A 23860-nucleotide genomic window follows, 5' to 3' on the forward strand; every position below is an offset into this window, starting at 1 on the left:
CTCATCATCCCGGACGGGCTCCACTCACTCGACGCCATCGAGGACTCAGTCATCCTCCTGACCGTCGTTAAGAAGCACTGAAGCAGGTTGCGTACGGATCCTGGGAACTCCGCAGTACGGCCGATCGTCGACGAACACACCCGGGAGTGCATCGGCGGCCTCGTGGAGCGCTCGATTACCGCCGACCGACTCACCGCCCACCTCGAGGACCTCGTCGCCGCCCGGGGCGCCCCGGCGGTGCTCAGGTCGGACAACGGGCCGGAGTTCATCAGCGAGGCGATGGCCGACTGGGCCGGCACCCGCACCGGCCTGTCCTACATCCCTCCGGGCTCGCCGTGGCGCAACGGGTACGTCGAGTCGTTCAACAGCCGGATCCGCGACGAGTGCCTCAACATCAACAGCTTCTACTCGCTGCTGCACGCGCAGGTCATCATCGGCGACTGGAAGGACGAGTACAACCACCACCGCCGGCACTCCTCGCTCGGCTACCTACCCCAGCCGAGTACGCTCGACAGTGCACCCATCAATGGAAACCGACGACTCACAGAACGTCCGGACCGAATGAAGGGGGCGGCTCACGATCACAGGCGCCCGGGGCGCAGACGTCACCATGCCACTCCCGCTGCACCTCGACTGCATGGCGTCCTTGACGGCGACCGGCCCGCGGGGATCGCAAGCAGCTCGGAGCCTGGCGGCTGCCTCCGGAGCAACCGCGCTGCCAGTCCCATCGGACGGCGATGCCCGGCGACGCGCTACGGAAGGTGCCTGCGCCAGCTCAGAGCGACGATGCTGAAACTGATGAGCGCAAGAACCGCGCCGATGACGAACATGACCGTGTACGGGAGCCACGCACCCACTAGCGCAAGAACGGCCGGGATGAAGAATCCGATGTAGGTCAGCGAGTAGTACACGGCCGTGAGCCCCGCGAGATCGTCGGGGCCGGCGATACGCTGGATCTCGCGGAGACCACCAACGAGCAAGAGTCCATACGCAGCCCCGAGCGCGGCAGCGGCGACGACGACCCACGCCAACGAGTCGAGACCGACCGCGACGGCCGCCAGCACCATCCCCACGACGGTGACTGCGAGCGCCAAGCCGACACCGCGGGCCGAGCCGGGGTCATCGAAGCGGCCCGCAATCCGCTGCGCGCCGACGCCGCATCCTAGTGCGATCACACACAGGAGCCCGCTCATCGCGATCTCCAAGCCCGGAGCCTTCGACATCATCAGGCCAGGCAGTATCGCGTAGGCACTGGCCGCTGTGCCGAAGACCCAGGGCGCCATGGGCACGACGACGAAAAGGAAGCGACGATGCACAGCGGACGGAATCTTCAAGTCCTCGAGTAACGGCCGACCGTCATCACTTGTCCGCCTACTCTCCGGCACCCGCCACAGCAGCGAGAATGATGCGATGGCTAGCACGATGTGCACGAAGTATGGGCTCTGCTGCGGTGCGGGCCCGAATTGCGCGAGCGCCGCAGCAACCCCCGCGCCCAGGGCAAAGCCCGCTGTGAGGGCGAGCGCCGCGCGCCCTGCGCCGCTCCCTTCCCGGGCTCCGGTGTCGAACGGCGCCTGCGACAGCTCCTTCACCCAGGCAGTCCCCACCGCCATAACCAACCCCAGCGCCACACCCGAGAGAACTCGCCCGGCGAACAACACGGTCGGCGATGAAGCGCCCAGCGCGAGCAGAACGCTCCCAGCGACAGCGACGAGCGGAGCAGGAAGGAAGAACGGCCGGCGTCCGAATCGGTCGGAGAGAGGGCCTCCGAGGATCAGAGCGGGCACGATACCGAGAACGTACGCACCGAGCAGAACGTCGAGCACGAGAGGCGTCATCTCGTCCTCCTGTCGGTACATCACCAGCAGGGGGGTGAATTCGTTACCACCCCACGCGACCGCGAAGAGCGCCGCGCACACGGCCATCCAGGGGCGGATGCGGTGCCGAGGACCCGCATCCGGGATCGGGAGGGAGTCCGTGATACTCATGGCAACAGCTCCCGATGTGTACGCCGGATGTGAGATTCGAGCGCGATTCGGAATGCGTCGCTATGCGCACCATCGATCAGCCGCGCGAGCTCGGTGTGGTCGTCGAGGACCCCCTCGAGGCGGTCCGCGCGCTTCCACAGCGATCGCGCCGTCATCCGCCTCTGCCGATCGCTCAACGACGCGAAAAAGTCCGATAGCAGACGGTTTCCGCCGGCATCGACGACCGCAGCGTGAAAGTCCGCGTCCAGGACCGCGAAGCCGTGAAGGTCTTCCCGCGCAGCGGCATCACGCTGCCCCCCGAGGATCGTCTGCAGTCGCTCGACAAGTTCGGAACGCAGCCGGGCATCGCCCGAGACCCGGGAGACGGCATCCGACTCGAGGAGAACGCGCGCCCGCACGATCTCCTCGCGTTCGTGTGGCCTCACCTCAACGACGAACGCACCGCGCTTGGGGTACAAACGCAACCACCCCTCGCCCTGCAGTCGCAGGAACGCCTCACGCACCGGAGTGCGACTCATACCAAGCTCGTTGGCCACCATCCCCTCGCTGATCATGCTTCCCCCAAGTAACGCGCCATCCAAGATCTGGGCACGCAAATGGTGGTAGGCAACCTCGGACGCGGATGCATGGCTAGCGGCACCAGATTCGGTCACGCTTGCCCCCCCTTGTTTCTGAATACAACATAGATACTAGTCGCATACTCTACAAAAGACAACAAGAGAATGGCGGGGTGTTTTTACGGCGCGGCCTGAGCCAGCCTGGGCACAGGTTGTGGGAGTGGACCTGCCGAAAACGATCGTTTGCGGCTGGCCGCATCTTGACTGCTCGGTTTAGCCGCCGGTAACGCTCTCCGAAAGATGGTTCTGGCGGGGTGTTTCGGTGGGTGGTGGATCGAATCGGGCGCGGAAGCCCGAGCATCAGCGAGTTCGTGTCTTGCGCATGTGGGGTTCTTGAAGTGTGCTTCTTCTACCCGGTTTTTCGATTCGTCATAGACGGAGTGGTTGCACCGTCCCCCTCCTTGGTGCCCACTCCGAGCGGGGTGCCTCGACCTGTATGGCGGGCACCCCGTGCTTCACGCGATACCCGGCACATGCGGTCAGAGCTGCCGGGCACTCTCCGCAGCCGATTGTGATCGTGCTGGCGAGGCTGAGATCCTGTCGAAACGACCGTCCGATTCGTGCAGACCACGAGGCGTGTGTGGGGGATACTGGTGATGCACACACGGCAGGAAGGTCGATCATGGGTAAGTTCACGTACGAGGGCGGCCAGAAGGTCGAGATTGAGGACCGCGCTCTGACCCATGTGCAGCTCGTGATCACGGCGAAGTTGCGTCGCGGGGAGCCGTTCGCGTTCACCTGGCGCGAAGATGTCAGTATCGGCGGCGGTCGGACGACGGTGTGGATCCACCCGGGTAGCAACCTTGTGTTCAAGTACTACGGGAGCCGCACACCCCCGGTCAATCGCGCGTGGGTGGATGCTCTGGCTTTCGCGGCGAACTCCCCGGCGGGCCTCTTCGTGGTTTCGGAGCCGGCGGAGGGCACCAGGCTGGAACAGGATCTGGAGCCTGCCTCAACGTAACCCAATCGCGCAACCCCTTTCATCGACGAATGGGGGGCGTCGTACGGTGCTCTTTATGCATGAGCGGACGGTGGAGCAGACTCACGTCACAATTGACGGCTCTCGTTTCGTGCTGTCCCCGTCGCAGGACGTGGATGCGCTGTGCGAGCAGCTGGAAGCTGCTGTGGCGACGGCGGGACTGGTCGTGCGATTCACGACGATGGAGGGCCGGCAGGTGAGGGCGTTGATCACGCCGCGGAGCCGGGTGCTGATCACCGATGAGAGCGTCACGTACGAGTCGGACGACTCGGTACTGTCGCTGAGCGCGTCCGGGAACTGGGATCTGCTTTAGGCTTTGCTGGCCTCGAGCTCGGGCGTTTCCAGGACTTCGTCGACGAGCTGGATCCCGCCGCTGGAGTTCGCGGTGTGCATGAGCTGCTCCACCCACTTCACGTTGATCTGGGGCGCTTCGGGTTCATCGAAGACGAACCGCAGCGGGATCGAGGGGTGAACCCAGATCGTGGAGCGCCCGCCGGGCTCTCCCTCGGGGTGCTTCCAGGACAGAGTGAACGACTCGTTGCGGCGGAGCTTGGTTGCGATGACGATCTTCAGGTGCGCGAGAGCACGGTCATCGATGTGGATCGCGTCGTCGGATGCCCCGTAGTGAAGAGTCGCCATACGCTCACCATAGCCGCAGACGCAACCGGCGACACACGACATCGCGCCGCCGAACTCGGCATGCGTCGGGCGGCTCGACATCAGAGGGCGCCGCGTTCGGTGCGCCCGGACGGGGCGGGTGATCGGGCGGTTGCTGAAGACTCTGGGGGGAGGGAGAGCAACCGCCCGACCGCGTCGAAGATACCGGTCCCCAGAAAGGTGCCCCCACCCATCGATGTCGCAGACGCGAACCAACAGTCCCACCTTTCCCCCAGGTCGCACAAGACGAATCTTGCGCCAGGGGGCTGCGCGACGAGGGGGACAGAGTATTCAGGGGAGCTGGTCGAGGACGAGTTCACCCCGGGAGGCGACGTGCTCCATCATCCGTTCGATCCGTGCGGGGTCGCTGGGACGCAGCAGGGCATCGTCGAAGGTGAAGATGAGGGGGATGCTCGGATGCATCCAGATCGTCAGACGACTGGCCGGAACCTCATCGCGGGGGAGCCACGTCATCATGAAGCTCTCCTGACGGCGCAGCTTGGTCCCGATCACGATCTTCAGATGCGTCAGCGTCTCGTCGTCGATTTCAATCGGCGGCCGGGAGCTGTTGTATTCGAGTGTGCCCATGACGTGAACCTACTCGGTCCCCGCGCATATACGAACCGGCCACGAGATGTGGCACAGTGCTGGAATGTATCCCGATCACTCCCTTGCCGTCCCCCTCAGGATCGGGGTGGTGGGCGTGGGCCGCATGGGGGAACCAATCGCCCGGACGCTGACCCGCTCTCACTGGGTGCAGGTCTTCGATACGGATCCGGCCCGAAAGGTGGCGGCGCCGGACCTGGCGTGGGCGGACACTCTGCAGGAGCTCGCCGCCGCATCGGACGTCTTCGTCACGGTCCTTCCCGGGCCGGGCGAGCTGCGCCAGGTCATGGCCGAGGCGCTTCCGCTGCTGCCTTCCGGCGTGCTCTGGCTGGATCTCACCTTCGGTGACCCTGCCGTCACCCGGGATCTCGCAGCCCACGCCGCACAGCATGACGTGTCAGTGGTGTCCGCACCCATGGGCGGATCGGTCGACGAGGCCGCGCAGAACACACTCGTATTCTTCGTCAGCGGCGAGGAGTTCGCCGTCACCCGGGCGCTGCCGATCCTGGACACGCTCGCGACAGACGGTGGGATCCGGCGAGCCGGGGCACGCGCGGAGGACGGTCAGATCGTGAAGCTGCTCGCCAATGGACTCTGGTTCGCCCACGCCGTCGCGGCCGCGGAGGCGCTCCTCATCGGCCAAGGCCTTGGTTTCTCGCCCACGCAGCTCCACCATCTTCTCCGGGACAGTGCGGGAGGGAGCCGGTTCCTCGACGAGCATGCCGACCGGCTTCTCCAGGGCGACTACCTCACCACCTTCGGCGTTGACCGGGTCGTGGAAGAGCTTGACACCATCACCACCATGGCGCAGGTTCCCACGCCGGTGCTCGTTGCGTCCTCGAGCCTGCATCACGCAGCCCTCGACCACTTCGGGCCGGAGCTGGGTGAACTGCTGGCCGTGAAGCTGCTCGAGCACCGCACGGGGCGACAATTACGCGCCGACTGACGCGGAAGCGATTTTGTCGCCTGCAAGCAATCCCGCGGCGTATTACCCGATGCCTCGCGCTGGATCAACCCCTCTTCCGGAGATCCGGGAGCGCACTATCTTCGGCGTACCGGGGGTGTCCCCAGCATCCTCGGGCACTACCGGTGGCCCTGCACGGACCCCAGCCCTCGCGGAGGTCGCCGGTCCCTTCTAAAGGGTTTGCGGATAAAAGTCGATCCCCCTCATGCGCGGGGGCGTATGAGGGGGATCCGACATCTCACTCCGCGGAAGCGAAGGGCACGCGCTGACTGCTCCCGGTATCCCCAGATCCCGGTTCACCGACTCCCCAGAAGGTAGTGCGAGAAAGCGCAACCCACCGTCGGGAGACGTCACCATCCTGTCAGATCGGTTTCGCCGGGGCACGTCCTTAGGGCGCGGTCACAAGGACGCGCCCGACACGCCGATGTGGACTTGTAGCTAACCCACTATAGACAAACGTCTAGGTGCAGGCGCACCGCTGCCGGGGAGCTAATGCGCAGTGAAGGCCCGCCTGGGGGTGTTGCTCGGGAACCAGTAGTGGGACGCTAAGTATCTCCACATCGCAGCCAGTCCGGTTGCGATCACGGGCCGCCCGGGGAGGCAGAGCAAAGGCGCACCATGGGTACGTTCATCTACGAGGGACATCAGAAAGCGGAGATTGAGGACCGCGCTCTCATCCACCTCCAGCTCGTCATCACCGCGAAACTCCGCCGAGGCGAACCCTTCCCCTTCACCTGGCGAGAGGACATGAGTATCGGTGGCGGCCGCACGACGGTGTGGTTGCACGAGCACAGCTCGATCACCTTCAAGTACCGCGGCAGCCGGCAGCCTCCCATCAACCGGGCCTGGACCGACGCGCTCGCTTTCACCGCGAACGCACTCTCCGGTCTGTATCTGACACCCGAGCCCCGCGAAGGGACACATCTCGACCCCGGGACGAGCGCTCCGGCCTTCGCTTGAGCCGAGTGCAGGCTCGCGGTCGCGGGCGGTCGACGTCGCCGTGGGTCGCTGAGACGTGAGCACCGAGGTCCGAGCACAGAAGTATCCGGTGCCCGCGGGGGCGGGGGCACCGGATACGTGGGGAACGCGAGGCCTGCTAGTTGTCGGACAGGGCGTCCTTGACGTTCTCCCCGGCTTTCTTCGCGTTGGCCTTGGCCTGGTCGGCGTGACCGTCGGCTGTGGTCGACTTGTCGTTGGTTGCTTTGCCGACGGATTCCTTGGCTTTGCCTTTCAGATCCTCGGTGGTGTTCTTGATGTCATCTCCGATACCCATCGGTATCTCCTCTCAGTAAGCCGACAACGGGGAGTTGTCAGCGACCAGTGCGGGTGTCGCCCTCGAGCTCGATCTCTTCCTTGCGGACTTCTGCGCTGACCTGCTCGGTGTCGGTCTTGGTCTCGGTGCCAATGCGGACACGCTCGACCGGGACGGTCTCCTTCTCGACCACAGGACGCTCCTCCGTGAGGACGACTTCATGCTCCTCCTCGCTGATGTCCGGACCATCCAGCGCGTCTCCGACGTTCGCCTCCGTGATGGGCTCGCGCTCAACACGGACCTCCTCGTGGCTGACGGGGACCGTGACAGTCTCCTGCTCGGTGACGACATACTTGCGGAGGCGGGCTCGACCGGTCTCGACGCGTTCCGTGCCGACGTGCAGCTGCTCCTCGGAGCGCGTCATCGCGTCGTCAGTCGTCGGACCCGAGGTGTCGTACCCGTCGGTCGATGCCACGCCCCGGTCCGTGGGGGCATTGTCCGGGGCGGCGCCGGTTGCGTAGTAGGTGTACAGGTCGTCTTGTTCGGTGTCGGTGAGGTCGGTGCCAGCATCGATGCGAGGTGCGTCCTTGACGAAGTCTTTCGTGTACGGGACTCGGAGATCTCCGTCGACGGCGTCGGCCTGGTCGAGCGGGACGAACGATTCCGAGGTTCCGAACAAGCCCGTAGCGACGGTGGCCCAGTTCGGCCGGCCGCTGGTGGGGTCGACATAGATCTGGCCGACCTTTCCGATCTTGTTGCCGTCAGTGTCCGTGACGGTGGCTCCGATGAGGCTGGCGATGTTCTGTTCGCTGATCATGAGTGATGCCCTTCGTTTCTGTCGTGCGGTGGATGGTGGAGAAGATCTGGTGTGTTGGGGTTGTGGCTGCGACCGGGGTTAGCGGCCGAGTCCGACGCGGTCGACCCGGCGGTGGTACCGCATCCCCGCAAGGCCTCCGAGAATCGCTCCGATCAGGGCGACAACGGCGGCGCCGAGAGCGGTGAGGATGCCGGTGAGGGTGGCCGTTTCCGGGGTGACGGGGATCCGCGGGAAGCTTTGCAGGTTGGCGAGGATGTCCCACTGGGAACCGGCGATCGCGGTGACGATGGCGAGAATGATCGCGATCGCGATCGCCCAGAGCCACACCGCGATACCCTGCTTGGCTCCACTGAATCGAGCCATTCGTCCGGCGACGTAGCCTCCGGCGAAATAGGCGATGAGCAGGACGAGGCCGATCGCAATGGCGCTGATGATGCCGGTCGCGCCGACGTTCTCTGTCGCGGCGTCCGCGGCCTCTTCCGGGGTGGTTCCGTTGCCGAGCCCGATAGCGGCGCCGAGCGCAGCGACCAGCGCGGTCAAGAGCACGGTGGTGCCCATCGCGGTCAGCCACCCGAAGAACGCGGATCCGAATTTGAACCCGCCAAATTCTGCTTTTTCGCGTTCGTGGACGTCGGTGCGGAGAGTGTGATTCGCATCGACGGGAACCGCAGCGTGGGGGAGCTTCTGTCGTACACGGGTGCTCCGGGTTCCCGGGGCTCGGGGGAGTCGTTGCTGTTCATGCGGCGAAACTAAGCCGAAGCAACAGAGTGTAGGAGGTGGTTGTCTCGATGGCTTGAGGCGCGTACTGTATGCGAACTTACAAAGTAAGTCTGTGTCTGATCCCGGACTAGATACACCGTAAGTCTGCTCGGAACAAGGGTCCTGGCGAAGAAGGGGGAGTAGGTCTAGAACGGGTTCCACCGACTGTTCGGTCGGTCCGCGAGAGGAGCACTAATGTCGGACAACTATGAGACGACCAGCCCGAGCGGCTCGGGCGTGAACACCCCCGGTTCTTCGGGCAAGGTGGACGCTGCCAAGCAGGAAGCCGCCGACCTGAAAGACACGGCGGCGACGCAGGCGAAGGACGTTCTTGGCACGGCCAAGGATGAGGCTGCGACCGTCGTAGGGGAGGCGAAGACGCAGGCGAAGGATCTGTACGCGCAGACCCAGCGGGAGTTGTCGGAGCAGGCACACACCCAGCAGCAGCGTCTGGCCGGCGGCCTTCGCTCTGTGAGCAACGAGCTCGGCTCCATGGCCACCAACTCGGAAGGCAGTGGCGTCGCCAGCGATCTGGTCCAGCAGGTGTCGGGCCGTTTGTCTGCTGCCGCGACCTGGCTCGGCGACCGGGACCCTGGTTCCGTGCTCACGGAGGTCAAGCGCTACGCGCGTCGTAAGCCCGGCACCTTCATCCTCGCCGCAGCGATCGGCGGCATCGTTGTGGGACGCCTCACCCGCGCTCTCGCCGCGAACGCCTCCGACGAGAAGGACGCCGCCCCAACGCCCGCCCCAACGCCCGCTCCCGCGCCGGCACCTCGACAGGTCCACCCAGACCCGTCCGTGCCCGTCCCGGTGGGCAACGACACGGGCACCGGGACACCCCTCTACTCGCAGGCGGACGCAAGCCGTCCGGACATTCTGGGGGAGGACGGCTATGACCGACCCCACACCGTCTGAAGCGAAGGCCGCATCGACCTCGATCGGAGATCTGCTCGGAGAAGTGTCCCGCGACATTTCGACGCTGATGCGCCAGGAGGTCGCCCTCGCCAAAGCAGAGTTGAAGGACTCGGCCACGAAGTCCGCCAAGGGTGCGGGCCTGATGGGTGCCGCCGGCTACGGCGCACTGATGACGGTGTTCTTCCTGTCCGTCGCGCTGTGGTGGGCTCTGGGAACGCTGATGGGCGGCGGCTGGTCCGGCGTTGTCGTCGCGGTCCTGTGGGCAGTCATCGCCCTGATCCTGTTCCTGGTCGGGCGCAGCCAGATCAAGCAAGTGAAGGGCGTCCCGCAGACCGTGGACACCCTCAAAGAGATCCCCGAAACGCTGAAGAGAAATGAGGAGAACCGATGAGCGATTCACCCGACGAGATCCGTGCCGACATCGAGCGGACCCGCCAAGACCTCGGCATGGACGTTGACGCCCTGGCCGACAAGGTCTCCCCGTCGAAGATCGTGGACCGACAGCTCGGCAAGGTGCGCGGTGCGTTCACCTCCGTGCGCGAGCGCGTGATGGGCGCCGCGGACGACGCCGGCTCATCACTGTCGGATGCGGGCTCTCACGCGGGAGAGCTGAAGGACCGGGCGGTCGCGAAAGCGGAAGGGAACCCGCTCGCTGTCGGACTGATCGCCTTCGGCGCCGGCCTGCTCGCGGCGTCGCTCATCCCCGCATCATCGAAGGAAAAGGACCTCGCCGCTACCGTGAAGGAGCAGGCACAGCCTCTCGTTGACGAGGTCACCGATGCGGCGAAGGAAGTCGGCGAGCATCTGAAGGAGCCGTTGCAGGCGTCCGTCGAATCCGTGAAGGCGTCCGCCCAGGACTCCGTCGCCACAGTCAAGGACGAAGCCCAAGGCGCGGTCGGCGACGTGAAAGACCAGGCTCAGCACGCTCGCGAGAACATCTCCGACAGCTGACCCCGCACGAATCGGGCGGGCCCGTCACACGACGGGCCCGCCCCTTCACGAAGGAACCTGCAATGACCAGCACAGCCCCCTCCACCCCGCGCAACGCCCCAGACCCCGAAGCATCAGGCAAGCCCGATTCCCCAGACGATCTGCACAAGAGGTCCTGGAAGTACGTGTTGCGCAAGACGATCCGCGAGTTCTCCTCGGACCAGTGCACGGACATCGCTGCGTCGCTGACGTACTACGCGGTGCTGTCGCTCTTCCCTGGCCTGATTGCGATCTTCTCGCTGCTGGGTGTCTTTGGGCAGGGAAAAGCCGCCAGCGATGCGGTGCTGGGAATCATCGAGCAGGTCGCTCCCGGCGACACGGTTGACACGATCCGCGGGCCGATCGAGCAGATCGCGGAATCCCCCGGTGCCGGATTTGCCCTCGTCACCGGCATCCTGCTGGCCATCTGGTCAGCATCCGGGTACGTGGGAGCGTTCAGCCGTGCGATGAACCGGATCTACGAGATCGAAGAGGGCCGGCCGTTCTGGAAGCTGAAGCCCGCCCAGCTGCTGGTCACCGTCATCACCATAGTGCTGCTCGTGATCGCCGCGATCATTCTTGTCGTCTCCGGCTCGGTCACCAAGGCGATCGGCGACGCACTCGGCATCGGCGACGTACCCCAGACGATCTGGTCCATCGCCAAGTGGCCGTTGCTCATATTCATCGTGGTGTTGGTCGTCGCGATCCTCTACTACGCCACCCCAAACGCGAAGCAGCCGAAATTCCGGTGGATCAGCATGGGCGCTCTGCTGGCAATCATTGTGCTCGCCTTCGCCACCGCAGCCTTCGGGTTCTACGTCGGCAACTTCTCCAACTACGACCGCACCTACGGCTCCCTCGCGGGAATCATCATCTTCCTGCTCTGGCTGTGGATCGCCAACCTCGCCCTGCTGTTCGGGGCAGAGTTCGACGCTGAGCTCGAGCGCGGCCGCCAACTGCAGGCCGGCATCGCAGCGGAGGAGGACATCCAGCTCCCGCCACGCGACACGCGCAAGAGCGACAAGGCCGCCGCAAAGGAGCAGGAGGATGTCGAGAAGGGCCGAGAGATCCGACAGAACGTGGACCCGGACGATGACACAGCCGAGGACACCACCACTCGAGGAACGCCTCGGAAACGCTGACGTCTGCCCGGCCTTGGGCGCTCACGTCATGTCTATTGGGTCAGCTCTCGGGCGAGACGGTCGAGGAGTACTTCTAGCGATACCTCGAACTCTTCGTCGGAGCGATCCTCGCTCAGAAGAGCCCGTAGCCGCAGGACCTCCGGCGCGTCCTGCAAGCTGATGCTGCCGTCGCGCTCGGGAATATCCGCGCCTCCTTCGTCCAGCGGTTCTTCCACCGGGCCCGTCTCAGCCCCCCGGACCGCGGACTCCAGCAAGAGTTGACCCAGTAGGAAACTACTGAAGGCACGGTACGCATCCACCGCTTGAGCGTCGGTGAACTCATGCCCCAGCAGGGTGCTGAGGAACGTGTTCACGACCTCGACGCTACGAAGCGGCGGGCGCAGCCAAGGGGCCGCGGGATGCCGGGTCGCCACTAACGGAAATGCCTGAGGATGATCGATCGCGATCTGACGTACCTTATGGGCGACATCCTGCAGAAAGCCTTGCCAATGCTCGGCCAACTCCTCATCCAGGTTCGATGTCAACTGTCCGAGGAGCAGAGCGATCACACCCTCAAGCAGATCCTCACGCCCGTGCACGTACCGGTAAAGAGACATCGCTTCCACACCCAGTTCCTGAGCGAGCGAACGCATAGAGAGGCCCTGTGCCCCGGCCCGATCGATCTGGCCAAGAGCAGTCTCGATAATGAGTTCGCGGCTCAGGCGGCCGGCCGCTGACCCTCGGGGCTCCCGGCTAGATTCTCTCGACATGACGCGTCACCCCTCCCAACGGTCCGGAACGCACCGCCCCTGCGGGTGCAGATCGGACCGACCGATATATGCCACGGTAACCCTGCTTACAACGTAAGCAGGGTTACCTGCCCTCGGTGCGGTCCTGTACCCACCGAGCGATCCCGATCACGAGACGCGCAGAGCTTGCTTCGCGGATCGAAGAGTGTTTGGCCGGACGCGAGAGCCTGCAGGTCAGTTTTCTCCGTTGGCGGCTTCGTCTTCTTCTGGGTTGAAGTGCGAAGGCGAGTCGGACAGGCCTGCGGCTACCCCGTCGGGGTTCGCGGGGATGGTGTTGTCTTCGCCCAGACCCCCGGGCTTGACCGTTCCCTCGGAATCGTTGGTCGGAGCATCGGTATCGGATTTCTCGAAGCGTGACGCATTGCTGTCGTTGGTCATGGCCCTCTGCTTTCTCTTTTTTCTGTTTCGGAAGACGGCTAGAGTACCTCCTGCGAACACCCGGTCGCACACAGCGGGGAGTGACTTCTGCCCGGGCGTTCGGCGGCGATCAGACCCGCGGGAGCAGGTCATCGCCGTGGTGCCGATCGCGGAGCGATCGACAGCTCTCGCGTCAGGGACGATGTCCACAGAGCATGTGTCGAGCTCGCGCGCCGAATCTACGAGTTCTCTTTGGAGGTCCCCCGTTCCGCCGTCACAGCCCTCCTCGGGTGCCCGGAAGTGAGGTCCATACCAGCCTCGCCCTCTTCGATGAGGAGTGGATTATCGGGTCTCGGGTCCGGGGTGGAGTGGAGGGGGAGCAGTGGGAAGTGCCCCGCCTTTCGTCACGATGGCATCGGCGGTTCGAAATGCGGGATAGGCGCAGGGCGCTCACCGCGCTTCTCTCGGTGCTGCGCTCGCGCCTTGTCGGTGATCGGTACGGCGTAGGCGGGGGACATGATGGGCGCGAACTTCGGAAACCGGCGGCCTGTGACGACGCTCGGGGTGATCTTCAGCACGAACAGCTTCGGCGTAGCGGTCCATGACTGGAAATGCTGCGCGCCGACGCGGTGAAGCTCAGATTCGCTGGTCACCTGCTCGGCAATGCCACGAACCACGACGCTCCAGAAGTCGGCGTCGTCCGCTCCGTCAACCTCGACTGCGACACGAGACTGCGAGGTGACAGCCAGGAACTTCGAGTCCACCGCTGACCGGATATACATGCTCTCGTCGACAGCGAAGTGATTCACCGGTCGAATGTCGGGGAATCCATCCACACCGACAAAGCCGATTCGGCAGAGCTGCGAGGTTCGCAGCAGCTCCCAGCACTCGGCCTCGTCGAGCTCCTCTGGTTGAGAGCCGTGTTCACGGCTTTCAGTTTTTGCAGTCATCACGAACCTTCCTGAGGGGAGCGGCGCCGAGTCGGCGATGCTCTTATCGTGACGGTCCCACCGGCTAAGGTCCACTCAGGATTGCAAGGGGGTCACTGTAGTCCCGTGCTCCGACTGAGGATAAGACTTCGCCTGCAGAAGATTGGAGACAGGAAATGTCTAACGGGGACGTACAGACCTACGAGCGAGAGGACGCCTGGCATAACAGGCTCGTAGGGTTTGCCGAGGTCGAGGGCAGTCATCCAATGAAGGCGGACGCGGTCGCGGAAGGTCGCGCTCTTGCTCGAGCGTTGCAGGTCGGCCATCACATCGGCAGTCAAGAGGATGGACCGGCGAACTGAGATCGTGCAGATCTACCACAGGCAGGAATCAGGTATCGCTGCGTAGCGCCGCGTGGTACGTAAACGGCGGTCTTCTGTAAGCGGAGGACAGTTGACGGGAGGGGCTGCCCCAAAAGGTCGTCACAATCAGCAAACGGCAGGGGATTCCGGCGGGCCGCGCGACGGGTGTCTCGTGTCGTATGGGGTACGTGACGCCTGTTGCGATTCGGCTGGTGCTATGCACCAAGTGACGTCGATGAGACGTCTCGTGTGCCTAGAGGGCAGACATGACGCGGGAATCGACGGCGATACTTGACTCTGACACTGTGGAAGGCGAGAGAACTGAGACATGTTATCCATCGGAGCCTTCGCGCAGGTCGGCCAGGTGACCCACCGGATGCTGCGGCATTGGGACACCGCTGGCCTGCTCGTACCAGCTCACGTGGACGAGTACAGCGGCTACCGTTCCTACGATCCCTCGCAACTTGAACGCCTGCATCGGATCGTTGCACTGCGGCAACTCGGCTTCGGTCTCGACGACATCTCGTCGATTCTTGAGCGCGGAGTCGATGCGAACCGCATCGCCGCTCTGTTGCGTATCCGACGCGCTGAGGTCGAGCAGGAACACCGTATCGCTGCTGACCGACTCGTTGACGTGGAACGGCGGCTCCAACTCATCGAGAAAGAGAACCACATGTCCCGGATAGAGATCGTTGAGAAGTCACTGCCCGCCGTCCGCCTGGCCGCCCGCCGCGTGGTCGTCGCAGATCGACCCGAGGTCGCAAGCGTGGTGGGTCCCGCGTTCGATGCCGTTTCCGAGATCATCGGCGATGAGTGCGGGTCCCTGACGACGCCGATCGCACAGTACGAGACGATCGAAGACGGTCTGCAAGTCATCGCCGGCTACGCCTACAACGGACCCGTCCGCGACGGCTTCGAAGTTGTCGACCTGCCCGCCGCTGAAGTAGCCGTCTGTGGCATCCATCTCGGTTCCATGGACCACATCGCCGAGAGCTGGCAAGCGATCCACGCTGAGGTATTTGCTCGAGGGCTTGTTCACTCAGGGCCGTGTCGGGAACTCTATGTCCGGGCGGTCTCGGAGAACCAATCCGATTGGGTGACGGAGTTGCAGCAGCCTGTTCGTCGCAGCTGAAGCTGTCTATGACGAATCCGCATTCCCCCTGGCTGTTCTCAACAGCTTGATCCATGCTCGCCCCGCCGTAAACGATCGTTTTCGGCAGCTGCCTACGCTGCTTGGATGAGTGCGCGCACCTCGCGCTCCCAAGCCTGCGTCGCCATCTGCACGGCATCCCACGGCGAGCCCAACGGGGGCGTGTAGGACAGGTCGAGGTCGCTCATCCCAGCCACCGTCATACCGTGATGCAGAGCTGTCGCGTAGGTGTCGACGCGCTTGGCGATCTCCGCGCCTCGTGTGCCGACGAGCTGTGCGCCGAGCAGGCGGCCGTCGTGGGGGTCTCCGGTGATGCGGATGCTGACGGGGGTGGCTCCGGGGTAGTAGCGCTTGTGGTCGTCGGCAATGGCGGTGTGGCTATGGGCGGCGTAACTCGCGGCGGCGGCTTCATGGTCGCGGAGGCCGGTGCGGGCGGCTACGACATCGAAGACCTTCACGACCTGTGTGCCGAGGCTGCCAGCGAACCGAGCATTGCCTCCGATCGCGTTCTCTCCGGCGACGCGGCCCTGCTTGTGCGACGTGGTGCCGAGGGGCAGGTACGTGACGCCGAGGAGGCGATGATGGGTGACCACGCCGTCGCCGGCTGCCCAGACGTTCGGCAGGCCGGTGCGCATGTACTCGTCGACGACGACCGCGCCACCGGTTCCCGTGGTCGCGCCGGCCGCGGTGAGCAGGCTGGTGTTGGGGCGCACACCCACGACCACCAGCACGAGGTCGGCGCTGCGAGAGAAAGCGTCGCTGTCGCGGGTGCCGGTGACGGTGAGGCGGCCCGCGTCGAGGGTGACTGCTTCAATGCGGGTCCCTGTGAGGACTTCGACGCCGTGGCGGGTGAGCTCGTCGCGGACGAGGGAGCCCAGTTCGGGGTCGAGGGTGGAGAGTACTTCGGGGCCGCGTTGGAGCTGGGTGACTCGCAGACCGCGGACGGTGAGGGCTTCGGCCATTTCGAGGCCGACGTAGCCGGCGCCAACGATGATCGCGGTTTCGGGCTGGTGCTCCTCGAGGTAACGCTCCAGCGCGAAGGTGTCGCCCATCGAGTGCAGGAGGTGCACGCCGTCGTCAGGGCCCAGTTGGTCAAGGCCGACGATGCCAGCGGTGGACGGGGATGCTCCGATGCCGACCATGAGCTCGTCGTACGCAATCGTCGATTCGGTGCCACCAGCGTCGCGTACGGTGAGCGTGCGGCCGTCGACGTCAATGCCGGTGGCGAGCGTGTCCAGGCGCAAATTCATGCCGGTGGCTTCGAGGTCGGCGTGCGTGCGGTGCGCGAGCGATTGCCATGGCTGCACTTCCCGGGAGAAGTAGTAGGGGATCCCGCAGATGGAGAAGTTCGGGTAGGAGTCGGCGACCACGACGGTGACGTCGACGGAAGGGTCGAGTTCGCGGGCGCGCAGGGCGGTGGAGATGCCGGCGTCGCTTCCGCCGATCGCTACGAGGTGCATGGGGGTGCCTTTCAGGACGTGGTTTCGAGTTGCGTGGGCACCACGACGTCGCCCGCGGTGCGCGCGGCGGTCGGGTAAAAGACAAGCAGCAGTGCGAGCCCGAGGGCGGCGCCGATGAGTTGGGCGAGGATGAACGGGGCCACTGAGGCGGGGGCGATGCCGGCGAATGTGTCGGTGAACATGCGCGCGATGGTCACGGCGGGGTTGGCGAACGATGTGGAGCTGGTGAACCAGTACGCGGCTCCGATGTAGGAGCCGACCGCGGCCGCGGTCACCGAGGCTTTCCCTGTGCGGGCGAGCGCGAAGATCAGTAGCACGAGCCCGGCGGTGGCGACCACTTCTCCGACCAGGTGCCCGCCGGTCGCGCGGTCGGTCCCGGAGAGCGCCGGTGCGGTGTCGAACATTACCCCGGCCAGCAGTGTGCCGGCGATGCCTCCGAGGATCTGCGCGGCGAGGTACGGGGCGAGGTCGCGCAACGGCAGGCCGGTCCTCGCGCGGCGGCCAAGCAGCCAGTCCGCGAGTGACACCACGGGGTTGAAGTGGGCCCCCGATACCGGGCCGAGCATGAGGATCAGCACCGTCAGGCCGAGCGCCGTGGTCAGGCTGTTCTCGAGGAGCTGTAGCCCCACGTCATCCGGGGAGAGCCGTTGCGCGGCGATCCCCGACCCGATGACGACGGTGACGAGCAGGCCCGTGCCGACGAACTCTGCAGCGGCACGGCGCAGCGCATGAGGCCGAGCCTCTGACGGGTGGGATGAAGTGTGAGTGGTGATTTTCATGTCGGCTCATCTTGACTCGAACCAGGTAGATCAGTCAAGATTGAATCAATGAACATTGAACGAACTGGGTCCGTGGAAGCGCGCGCTGCTCGGCACGGGGCTTTGAGTGACCCGTCGCGCCTGCGGATCGTCGACCTCCTGACACTGGGCGACCTGTCGCCGTCGGAGATTCAAACGGTGCTGGGCATGCCGGGAAACCTCGTTGCTCACCACCTGAACGTGCTGGAGGCGACGGGCATGGTGGCCCGGTCCCGGTCCGAAGCGGACAAGCGACGCAGCTACATCCACCTGACCAACACCGCACTCCAGGGCCTCACTCCCGGTCGCGTCGAGCGAGCGAGCCGGGTGGTGTTCGTGTGCACGGCGAACTCGGCCAGATCTCAATTGGCCGCGGCGCTGTGGTCGACCCGCAGCAGCATCCCTGCCGCTTCCGGCGGCACCCACCCCGCAGAACGGATCGACCCCGGCACGATCGCCACGGCGGACCGTCACGCACTCAACCTTCCCGACGAATCGCCTCGGGCGTTGGAGACGGTGCTGACCGGTTCAGATTTCGTAGTCACCGTGTGCGACAACGCGCACGAAGAACTCGGTGTGACGGGACATCTGCACTGGTCGATCCCCGACCCGGTGCGCGTCGGCACCGCTGACGCCTTCGACACTGCTTACGACGAGCTGGAACGCCGGATCACGGAACTCGCGCCCCGGATCGCCGCCGCCTGACCCACCCAGAAAGAGAACCCGTGACTGACACCACTCCGACCGTCCTGTTCATTTGCCAGCACAACGCCGGCCGCTCCCAGCTCGGCGCCGCACTCCTGGAGCACCTGGCCGGCGACCGCTTCACCGCGACGTCGGCGGGACTGTCGCCCGCAGGCGAAGTGAACCCCGCGGTCGCCGCCACGGTCGCTGAGCTAGGCATGGACATCACCGACCGAGTACCCCGTGCCGTCACCTCGGAAGACCTGGATCAGGCGGACATCGTGGTCTTGATGAAGCCCGGCCTCGATCTGCCGTCCACACCCCGCGGCGAGGTCCTGGAGTGGTCCTTCCCCAACCCGGAAGCCTGGGATGCCGACGCCGTGAGGCCGCTGCGCGACGCCGTCTCCGACAAGATCAGGACGACGCTCCTCGCACGCTGATCTACGACAGGTCTCGGTGTGAGCCCCGTTTGGAGTGCCCCATCAGTGGCGTCTCATGCGTTAGCTCGCCAGCGCTTCCGATCGTTCAGCACGGAGCGACTTCCTGCGCTGGGCTGTCAAGTACAGGCGGTGCGCGGTAATGACGAGGGCGAGCCAGGCGGCTCCGAGGAAGCAGGCCGCGAGGACGTCTGTGAACCAGTGGTGCCCGAGGTACACCCGGGTCGCCCCGATTGCGACGGCAAAGGTCGCCGCGATGGTGATCGTGATGATCCTGGTGGTCAGCCGTTGTTGGCGAAGGATGAGCAGGTAGGCGATGATGCCTGCGATGACCACGGCGTTGAGCGCGTGCCCGCTGGGAAACGAGGGGGAATGCTCGTAGGGCGGGACGGCGTCGGTGAGATCGGGGCGTGCTCGGCCGATGAGGTTCTTTCCGGCGATCGTCATCAGCAGAGAGCCGATTCCGGCTGCTGTGATGAGTAGGGCGGGGGTCCATGAGCGTCGACGGATCGTGAGAATGATGATTGAGAGAACGGCGATGATCGGCATTCCGATCACTCCCGCGACGTCGGTGAGGGCGGTCGCGGCGGTGTCGAACCATGGCGTGCGAATGCTGATGGCTGCGGCGAGGAGTGGCTTGTCGAGCCCGGCGACACCGTCGGACTCTGTGACCGCTTCGTAGATCTCGGCGGCAATGGCGGTGAGCGCGACCACGGCGACCATGCCGATGACCAGCGTGGTGATCAAAGTGGCGTAGGGCCCCAACCACTGGGTCACGCGAGCAAGCTGACGCCCGAGCCGGGAGCGCCATGTCGTGAGATCTCTATCTCCGATGAATCGGTCCCGGCGCGTGTCATCGCCGTTCTTGTCCAAGGAGTCTGCGTCTTCGGGCGGTGGCTTCATGATGTCCTCTCGCGACGTCGATCGATTCAGCGCGGAGCCCCCGTTGTGGTTCACCCGACATTCATCTTCGTTATCGATTCCCGCTATCGTAATCCGCTATAACGGATTCATGGCAGTTGAAGTGTCAGCGGACGACCTCAATGAGTACCGCGATCTTCTCGGGGGGCTGGTGAGCATGCACGTGCTGCACCATGCATCGGAAGAGGAGATCTACGGGGCGTGGATGATCGAAGAGCTGGCCGGACACGGGTACCGCCTGTCCGCGGGCACCCTCTATCCCATGCTCCACAAGATGGTTCGCAACGGATACCTCACGGTGCGGACCGAGCGCGATGGTCGCACCGCCCGGAAGCTGTACGCCGCCACAGACAAAGGCCGTCGCGGGCTCGCCGTAGCGCGAGAACAGATGCGGATCTTCACAGGGAAAGGCCCGGAAGCGTGACCGTGAATACTGACGTCTCGCAGCCATCACGTCAGGGCTCGAGCGCGGAAGTGCTGCGAGTGTTCTCCAAGCTCGGCGTCACCTCGTTCGGCGGCCCGATCGCACACCTGGGATATTTCCGAGACGAGCTCGTCCAACGACGCCGATGGCTCAACGACACCGAATACGGGGATCTGGTCGCCCTCAGCCAGTTCCTTCCCGGCCCCGCCTCCAGCCAGGTCGGCTTCGGGCTCGGCTTGTTCCGAGCAGGCCCCATGGGTGCGATCGCCGCGTTCCTCGCCTTCACGCTCCCATCCGCCGCGCTCATGGTCGCTTTCGCCTATGGCGCCCCGTTGTTCGAAGGAGCCGTGGGGGCTGGCATCCTCACCGGACTCAAGGTCGTCGCGGTCGCCATCGTCGCGCAGGCCGTGTGGGGGATGGCACGCTCCCTCACCCCTGACGCCACCCGGGCATCGATCGCCGTCGTGGCCGCAGCCAGCGCCCTCCTCCTCACCGGGTCAGTGGGTCAGATCGGCGCGATCGTGGTCGGAGCCCTCGCAGGGCTGTTCCTCTGCCGCGGCTCCGCCACCGCAGCCGCCGCGATGGTTCGGTTCCCGGTCACTCGTCTCGCAGGGATCATCTCGCTGATCCTCTTCGTCGTGCTGCTCGTCGGCCTACCCGTGCTGGCAGCGACCACACAGTCGGGATCTCTCGCCCTCTTCGACACCTTCTACCGGGCCGGCGCATTCGTCTTCGGCGGCGGGCACGTCGTTCTCCCCCTGCTGCAAAGCGGCCTCGTCGACACCGGCTGGATCACCTCCGACCAGTTCCTCGCCGGATACGGCGCCGCCCAAGCCGTACCCGGACCACTGTTCACCTTCGCCGCGTACCTCGGCACCCTCTCAACCGTCGGACCGGGCGGTATCGCGGGAGCTGCGATCGCCCTTGCCGCCATATTCCTTCCCGGGTTCCTTCTCCTCACCGGCGTACTGCCCTTCTGGAACGACTTCCGGTCCCGACCCTGGGCGCAGGCCCTCATGCGCGGCGCGAACGCCGCCGTCGTAGGCATCCTGGCAGCTGCACTCTACGACCCCGTCTTCACGACCGCGATCACCGGAACCGGCCCATTCGTACTCGCACTGACCTGCTTCGTGCTCCTCACCGCCTGGAGAACGCCGGCCTGGGCCGTGGTCCTCGTCGGAGCCGGCGGCGGCATCCTCGTCTCCCTCGTCAGCTGACCGAAAAGCCGACTCAACCTCGCCGAGTACGTCTGCCGAAACGCAGATGCGGCTGGGGTTTTCGGACCCCAGCTTCACCGCTGCGAGGACACTCCGCCGTAAACGATGGTTTACGGCGGCGCCGCGCATCTGGGCCTCGTGGGCGTTCAAAAACGTCGACCACTACCTAGTTCCGGTGGACGTTTTGGTGTGGAGGTGCGCTGGCGTCCGGCAACGAACTCAGGCGCGTGACGTGGACTCGCGAGCGATGACGCGTACCGCGTCCATCTGTTCCGTCTGCGTCGCGTGCGTGTTCTCGTGATCAACAGCTTGGGCTACTCGGGTAGCGATCTGTTTCGCTTCGGACTGCAGGTTGAACGCAACGCTGGTGATGCTGGGGAGCGCCAACGCTGCAATGGGTGTGTCGTCGCCGCCGATGACGCCCAGCTGTGTAGGTACAGAGATCCCCGAAGCGGCGGCAGAGCTCACGATGCCGAGAGCTGTCAGGTCGTTCCAGGCAGCGATTCCTAGGGGCGTGGGCGACTGTCGGACCCACTCATTGGTGATTCGCGCGATCTCCGAACGGTCGCCGGCCACGGTGGCGGAAAGGCTGCCCTTGAGTCCGCGGTCGTCACATATCCGGTGAAAGGCGTTCACGCGGGCGTGCGTGAACGCTTGTCCGCGGGGCTCCTCAGTCGCAAGGTACGCGAGTCGTTCGTAGCCCTGAGCCAGCAGGTGGTCGACCTGCGCAGCGACGATGGTGTCTTGTCCGATTGCTGTGGTGTGCGGCAGGCCGGGGTAGTCAAGCAACCTCGCTGTGACCTCCGGGATGCCGGCGGACTCCAGGGCGTGCGCGTCTTCTGCAAGGAGTGGATCAAAGGTGACCACGCACGCGCAAGAAATGCGTGAAAGCAGTCGATGTAGAGAGCCGCGCCAGTGTTCTCCCTCGTGGCGGATGCAAACCAAGCCGTGCTCGGCAACGAGCCGTCCGATGCCTTCCAGGAGCAGCTCTAGTTGCCCGGAGACTTCCCAGTCGGGGACCAGCAGGAGGACCACGTCCCCCCGGCCGCTTCGGAGCGCACGGGCGGCGGGGGAGCCGACATACCCCAAGGTTCGGGCGATGCCCATGACGCGTTCACGGGTGGGCTCGCTGACCCGGACGTCGCGGCGATCGTTCAAGACGTAGCTGACGGTGGCGCGGGAGACGCCGGCTGCGCGAGCAATATCGCTGACCGTGAGGGGAGCAGAACTCATAACGTCACCATCCATACTTGACACGATTAACCGTAGCGCATATCGTGTCGTTCGACATCGTGGTTGACACGATTAATCAAGGAGGATTACATGGGATCTGTTGGCACGTCGGGGTCTGACACCACGACAATCGGATCGGCGCCCCGAGTCGGCGTGTACAAGCACCCGTGGCGAGTTGCCGTCATTGCGGGGCTCGCGTCGTTCGTCGATGGAGCTGCCCTCACGGTCAACGGAATTGCACTGGTGATTTACCAGCAGACGATCGGCCTCACCGCAAATGAAGTGGGTCTCCTCGCTGCCGTCGTCACCGCGGGCCTGGCTATCGGTGCGCTCGTGGGCGGTCGTCTAGGCGACATCTTCGGCCGTCGCACCGTCTTCATCGTCACTATGGTGATGATCGCTGTCGGCGCGCTCGCCCCGACTTTCTCCACCGACTTCCCCGTTCTGCTGGGGGGTCTGATCTTGCTGGGCCTGGGTGTAGGAGCTGACCTCCCGGTCTCGCTGGCGACGATCGCCGAGGCGGCAAAGGACAGCAACCGTGGCAAGATGCTCGTCTTCACGCAGGTCATGTGGATCGCGGCGTCGCTGGTCACCGTGCTTCTCACCGCCGCTACGGGCGGGCTGGGACGGCTCAGCGGTCAGATCCTCTACGGGATGATCGTGGTTGTTGCGGTGATCGGTCTTGCTCTTCGGTTCACCGTTCCGGAGTCGCCGTTGTGGCTGCAGTCCCGTGATGAGCGCCGCCGCGGCGTGCACACCGTCCCTGCCGACAAGGCCCGGGTTCGCGACATGCTGAAAGCTCCCTACCGGCGCCCGTTCATCGTGCTCGCCATCTTCTACGCGTTCACCCTGTCGGCGAGCACCATCCTGGGCGGGTTCACCACGTATGTCGCTGCGAACGTCGCAGGGCTCGACGTGGCAGAGGTGGTCCCGTACACGATCCTGCTGTTCCCGATCGCGTTCATCGCGCTGTTCCTGTTCATGAAGTACGTTGACACCGGCCTGCGGATGCCGCTGTTCGTCATCGGCGGGGTCGTATTTGTCATCGGGCTTCTGATCCCCGTGTTCTTCGGGTTCTCCCTTGTCACGCTCTTGGCTGCGCTTCTGATCGGCACGATCGGTCAGACCACCGCTGGCGAGCCCATCGCGCGCGTCTGGGGTAACGAGGCATTCCCGACCATGCTTCGCTCCACCGCGCAGGGATTCGTGTTCACGTTTGGACGCCTGGTCTCTGCGGCCGTCACCGCGGTCATCCCCGCGATAATCGCGTTCTCCCCGCCCCTGGTCTACATCCTCTCCGCGGTCGCCGCCGTTGTGGGTGTCCTGGTCGGATGGCTCGGATTCCGCGGAGGTCGCATCGCAAATGAGTTCCTGCACGAGCAGGAATCAGACGCGACACCGGTATCCACCACGCCCGCAAGCTGATCGACTCGATCGCC

Annotated in this window: 28 protein-coding genes and 1 pseudogene; 15 read left to right on the top strand and 14 right to left on the bottom strand. The window is 64.9% G+C overall.

What is annotated here, in order from left to right; genetic code table 11:
* Positions 1–123 precede the first annotated feature (123 nt).
* Positions 124–565 (top strand): annotated as a pseudogene (locus tag ILP86_RS13730) (integrase core domain-containing protein); the annotation flags it as partial.
* 187 nt (positions 566–752) lie between these two features.
* Here ILP86_RS13730 and ILP86_RS13735 read toward each other — a convergent pair.
* A complete protein-coding gene (locus tag ILP86_RS13735; protein ID WP_036323377.1) occupies positions 753–1985 on the bottom strand; it encodes an MFS transporter in 1233 nt (410 codons plus the stop codon).
* Positions 1982–2638, bottom strand: a complete 657-nt coding sequence (locus ILP86_RS13740) for a GntR family transcriptional regulator (RefSeq protein WP_058631431.1) — start codon at positions 2636–2638, stop codon at positions 1982–1984. The genes ILP86_RS13735 and ILP86_RS13740 overlap by 4 nt, the downstream gene beginning before the upstream one ends.
* 586 nt (positions 2639–3224) lie before the next feature.
* On the opposite strand from ILP86_RS13740, the gene ILP86_RS13745 reads away from it, so the two are divergent.
* Entirely contained in the window at positions 3225–3563 is a 339-nt protein-coding gene (locus tag ILP86_RS13745) for a hypothetical protein (RefSeq protein WP_058631430.1), read from the top strand.
* A 70-nt stretch (positions 3564–3633) separates the two neighbouring features.
* Complete coding sequence (locus tag ILP86_RS13750; RefSeq protein ID WP_193762242.1) at positions 3634–3894, top strand: hypothetical protein; 261 nt, start codon at positions 3634–3636, stop codon at positions 3892–3894.
* On the opposite strand, the gene ILP86_RS13755 is transcribed toward ILP86_RS13750, so the two are convergent.
* Positions 3891–4220: a hypothetical protein gene (locus tag ILP86_RS13755; RefSeq protein ID WP_058631428.1), complete on the bottom strand. Its 330-nt coding sequence runs from the start codon at positions 4218–4220 to the stop codon at positions 3891–3893. The genes ILP86_RS13750 and ILP86_RS13755 overlap by 4 nt on opposite strands.
* A gap of 309 nt (positions 4221–4529) precedes the next feature.
* The gene (locus ILP86_RS13760; protein ID WP_058631427.1) at positions 4530–4826 is read right to left on the bottom strand and encodes a hypothetical protein; all 297 of its coding nucleotides are present in this window, start codon (positions 4824–4826) and stop codon (positions 4530–4532) included.
* A 64-nt stretch (positions 4827–4890) separates the two neighbouring features.
* On the opposite strand from ILP86_RS13760, the gene ILP86_RS13765 reads away from it, so the two are divergent.
* Positions 4891–5790 carry an NAD(P)-dependent oxidoreductase gene (locus ILP86_RS13765; RefSeq protein WP_227751272.1) on the top strand — a complete coding sequence of 300 codons (900 nt, stop codon included), beginning with the start codon at positions 4891–4893 and terminating at the stop codon, positions 5788–5790.
* 636 nt (positions 5791–6426) lie between these two features.
* A complete protein-coding gene (locus ILP86_RS13770; RefSeq protein ID WP_058631425.1) occupies positions 6427–6768 on the top strand; it encodes a hypothetical protein in 342 nt (113 codons plus the stop codon).
* Between the two features lie 136 nt (positions 6769–6904).
* On the opposite strand, the gene ILP86_RS13775 is transcribed toward ILP86_RS13770, so the two are convergent.
* The 3 genes from ILP86_RS13775 to ILP86_RS13785 form a co-directional block, all read right to left on the bottom strand.
* Positions 6905–7081 (bottom strand): CsbD family protein, encoded by a 177-nt coding sequence (locus ILP86_RS13775; RefSeq protein WP_082682569.1) that lies wholly within the window; start codon positions 7079–7081, stop codon positions 6905–6907.
* Between the two features lie 37 nt (positions 7082–7118).
* Positions 7119–7877: a DUF2382 domain-containing protein gene (locus tag ILP86_RS13780; protein ID WP_058631424.1), complete on the bottom strand. Its 759-nt coding sequence runs from the start codon at positions 7875–7877 to the stop codon at positions 7119–7121.
* 78 nt (positions 7878–7955) lie between these two features.
* Complete coding sequence (locus tag ILP86_RS13785) at positions 7956–8435, bottom strand: hypothetical protein (protein WP_193752182.1); 480 nt, start codon at positions 8433–8435, stop codon at positions 7956–7958.
* Between the two features lie 396 nt (positions 8436–8831).
* Here ILP86_RS13785 and ILP86_RS13790 point away from each other — a divergent pair, with 396 nt between their 5' ends.
* From ILP86_RS13790 to ILP86_RS13805, 4 genes are all read left to right on the top strand, one after another.
* Positions 8832–9551, top strand: a complete 720-nt coding sequence (locus tag ILP86_RS13790) for a hypothetical protein (protein ID WP_058631423.1) — start codon at positions 8832–8834, stop codon at positions 9549–9551.
* Positions 9529–9942, top strand: a complete 414-nt coding sequence (locus ILP86_RS13795) for a phage holin family protein (protein WP_058631422.1) — start codon at positions 9529–9531, stop codon at positions 9940–9942. The genes ILP86_RS13790 and ILP86_RS13795 overlap by 23 nt, the downstream gene beginning before the upstream one ends.
* Complete coding sequence (locus ILP86_RS13800; RefSeq protein WP_058631421.1) at positions 9939–10502, top strand: DUF3618 domain-containing protein; 564 nt, start codon at positions 9939–9941, stop codon at positions 10500–10502. The genes ILP86_RS13795 and ILP86_RS13800 overlap by 4 nt, the downstream gene beginning before the upstream one ends.
* Before the next feature lie 62 nt (positions 10503–10564).
* A complete protein-coding gene (locus ILP86_RS13805; protein WP_127481603.1) occupies positions 10565–11662 on the top strand; it encodes a YihY/virulence factor BrkB family protein in 1098 nt (365 codons plus the stop codon).
* Between the two features lie 32 nt (positions 11663–11694).
* Here ILP86_RS13805 and ILP86_RS13810 read toward each other — a convergent pair whose 3' ends face one another.
* From ILP86_RS13810 to ILP86_RS13820, 3 genes are all read right to left on the bottom strand, one after another.
* Positions 11695–12411 (bottom strand): TetR/AcrR family transcriptional regulator C-terminal domain-containing protein, encoded by a 717-nt coding sequence (locus ILP86_RS13810; RefSeq protein WP_058630392.1) that lies wholly within the window; start codon positions 12409–12411, stop codon positions 11695–11697.
* Positions 12412–12624: 213 nt separating this feature from the next.
* A complete protein-coding gene (locus tag ILP86_RS13815; RefSeq protein WP_058630393.1) occupies positions 12625–12828 on the bottom strand; it encodes a hypothetical protein in 204 nt (67 codons plus the stop codon).
* A gap of 383 nt (positions 12829–13211) precedes the next feature.
* Positions 13212–13757: a pyridoxamine 5'-phosphate oxidase family protein gene (locus tag ILP86_RS13820; protein WP_082682477.1), complete on the bottom strand. Its 546-nt coding sequence runs from the start codon at positions 13755–13757 to the stop codon at positions 13212–13214.
* A gap of 669 nt (positions 13758–14426) precedes the next feature.
* Between ILP86_RS13820 and ILP86_RS13825 the strand changes: the two genes are divergently transcribed.
* On the top strand, positions 14427–15230 hold the full coding sequence (locus ILP86_RS13825; RefSeq protein ID WP_058630396.1) for a MerR family transcriptional regulator: 804 nt from the start codon (positions 14427–14429) through the stop codon (positions 15228–15230).
* A gap of 92 nt (positions 15231–15322) precedes the next feature.
* On the opposite strand, the gene ILP86_RS13830 is transcribed toward ILP86_RS13825, so the two are convergent.
* Both ILP86_RS13830 and ILP86_RS13835 read right to left on the bottom strand, forming a co-directional pair.
* Positions 15323–16708: an FAD-dependent oxidoreductase gene (locus tag ILP86_RS13830; RefSeq protein WP_058630397.1), complete on the bottom strand. Its 1386-nt coding sequence runs from the start codon at positions 16706–16708 to the stop codon at positions 15323–15325.
* Between the two features lie 11 nt (positions 16709–16719).
* Positions 16720–17481, bottom strand: a complete 762-nt coding sequence (locus ILP86_RS13835) for an MIP/aquaporin family protein (protein WP_058630492.1) — start codon at positions 17479–17481, stop codon at positions 16720–16722.
* A gap of 54 nt (positions 17482–17535) precedes the next feature.
* On the opposite strand from ILP86_RS13835, the gene ILP86_RS13840 reads away from it, so the two are divergent.
* On the top strand, positions 17536–18210 hold the full coding sequence (locus tag ILP86_RS13840; protein WP_058630398.1) for a helix-turn-helix domain-containing protein: 675 nt from the start codon (positions 17536–17538) through the stop codon (positions 18208–18210).
* 20 nt (positions 18211–18230) lie between these two features.
* The gene (locus ILP86_RS13845) at positions 18231–18629 is read left to right on the top strand and encodes a low molecular weight phosphatase family protein (RefSeq protein WP_058630399.1); all 399 of its coding nucleotides are present in this window, start codon (positions 18231–18233) and stop codon (positions 18627–18629) included.
* Between the two features lie 60 nt (positions 18630–18689).
* On the opposite strand, the gene ILP86_RS13850 is transcribed toward ILP86_RS13845, so the two are convergent.
* Positions 18690–19403 carry a phosphatase PAP2 family protein gene (locus tag ILP86_RS13850; protein WP_308431942.1) on the bottom strand — a complete coding sequence of 238 codons (714 nt, stop codon included), beginning with the start codon at positions 19401–19403 and terminating at the stop codon, positions 18690–18692.
* A 235-nt stretch (positions 19404–19638) separates the two neighbouring features.
* Between ILP86_RS13850 and ILP86_RS13855 the strand changes: the two genes are divergently transcribed.
* The gene (locus ILP86_RS13855; RefSeq protein WP_058630400.1) at positions 19639–19971 is read left to right on the top strand and encodes a PadR family transcriptional regulator; all 333 of its coding nucleotides are present in this window, start codon (positions 19639–19641) and stop codon (positions 19969–19971) included.
* A 2-nt stretch (positions 19972–19973) separates the two neighbouring features.
* A complete protein-coding gene (gene chrA / locus ILP86_RS13860) occupies positions 19974–21188 on the top strand; it encodes a chromate efflux transporter (protein WP_058630494.1) in 1215 nt (404 codons plus the stop codon).
* A 219-nt stretch (positions 21189–21407) separates the two neighbouring features.
* Here the strand turns inward: chrA and ILP86_RS13865 are convergent, their stop codons facing one another.
* Entirely contained in the window at positions 21408–22421 is a 1014-nt protein-coding gene (locus ILP86_RS13865) for a LacI family DNA-binding transcriptional regulator (protein ID WP_058630401.1), read from the bottom strand.
* Positions 22422–22511: 90 nt separating this feature from the next.
* Between ILP86_RS13865 and ILP86_RS13870 the strand changes: the two genes are divergently transcribed.
* Positions 22512–23846 (top strand): MFS transporter, encoded by a 1335-nt coding sequence (locus ILP86_RS13870; protein WP_082682479.1) that lies wholly within the window; start codon positions 22512–22514, stop codon positions 23844–23846.
* Positions 23847–23860: the final 14 nt, after the last annotated feature.

It is taken from the genome of Microbacterium sp. R1, from assembly GCF_015159725.1.
GTDB classification, from domain to species: domain Bacteria; phylum Actinomycetota; class Actinomycetes; order Actinomycetales; family Microbacteriaceae; genus Microbacterium; species Microbacterium oxydans.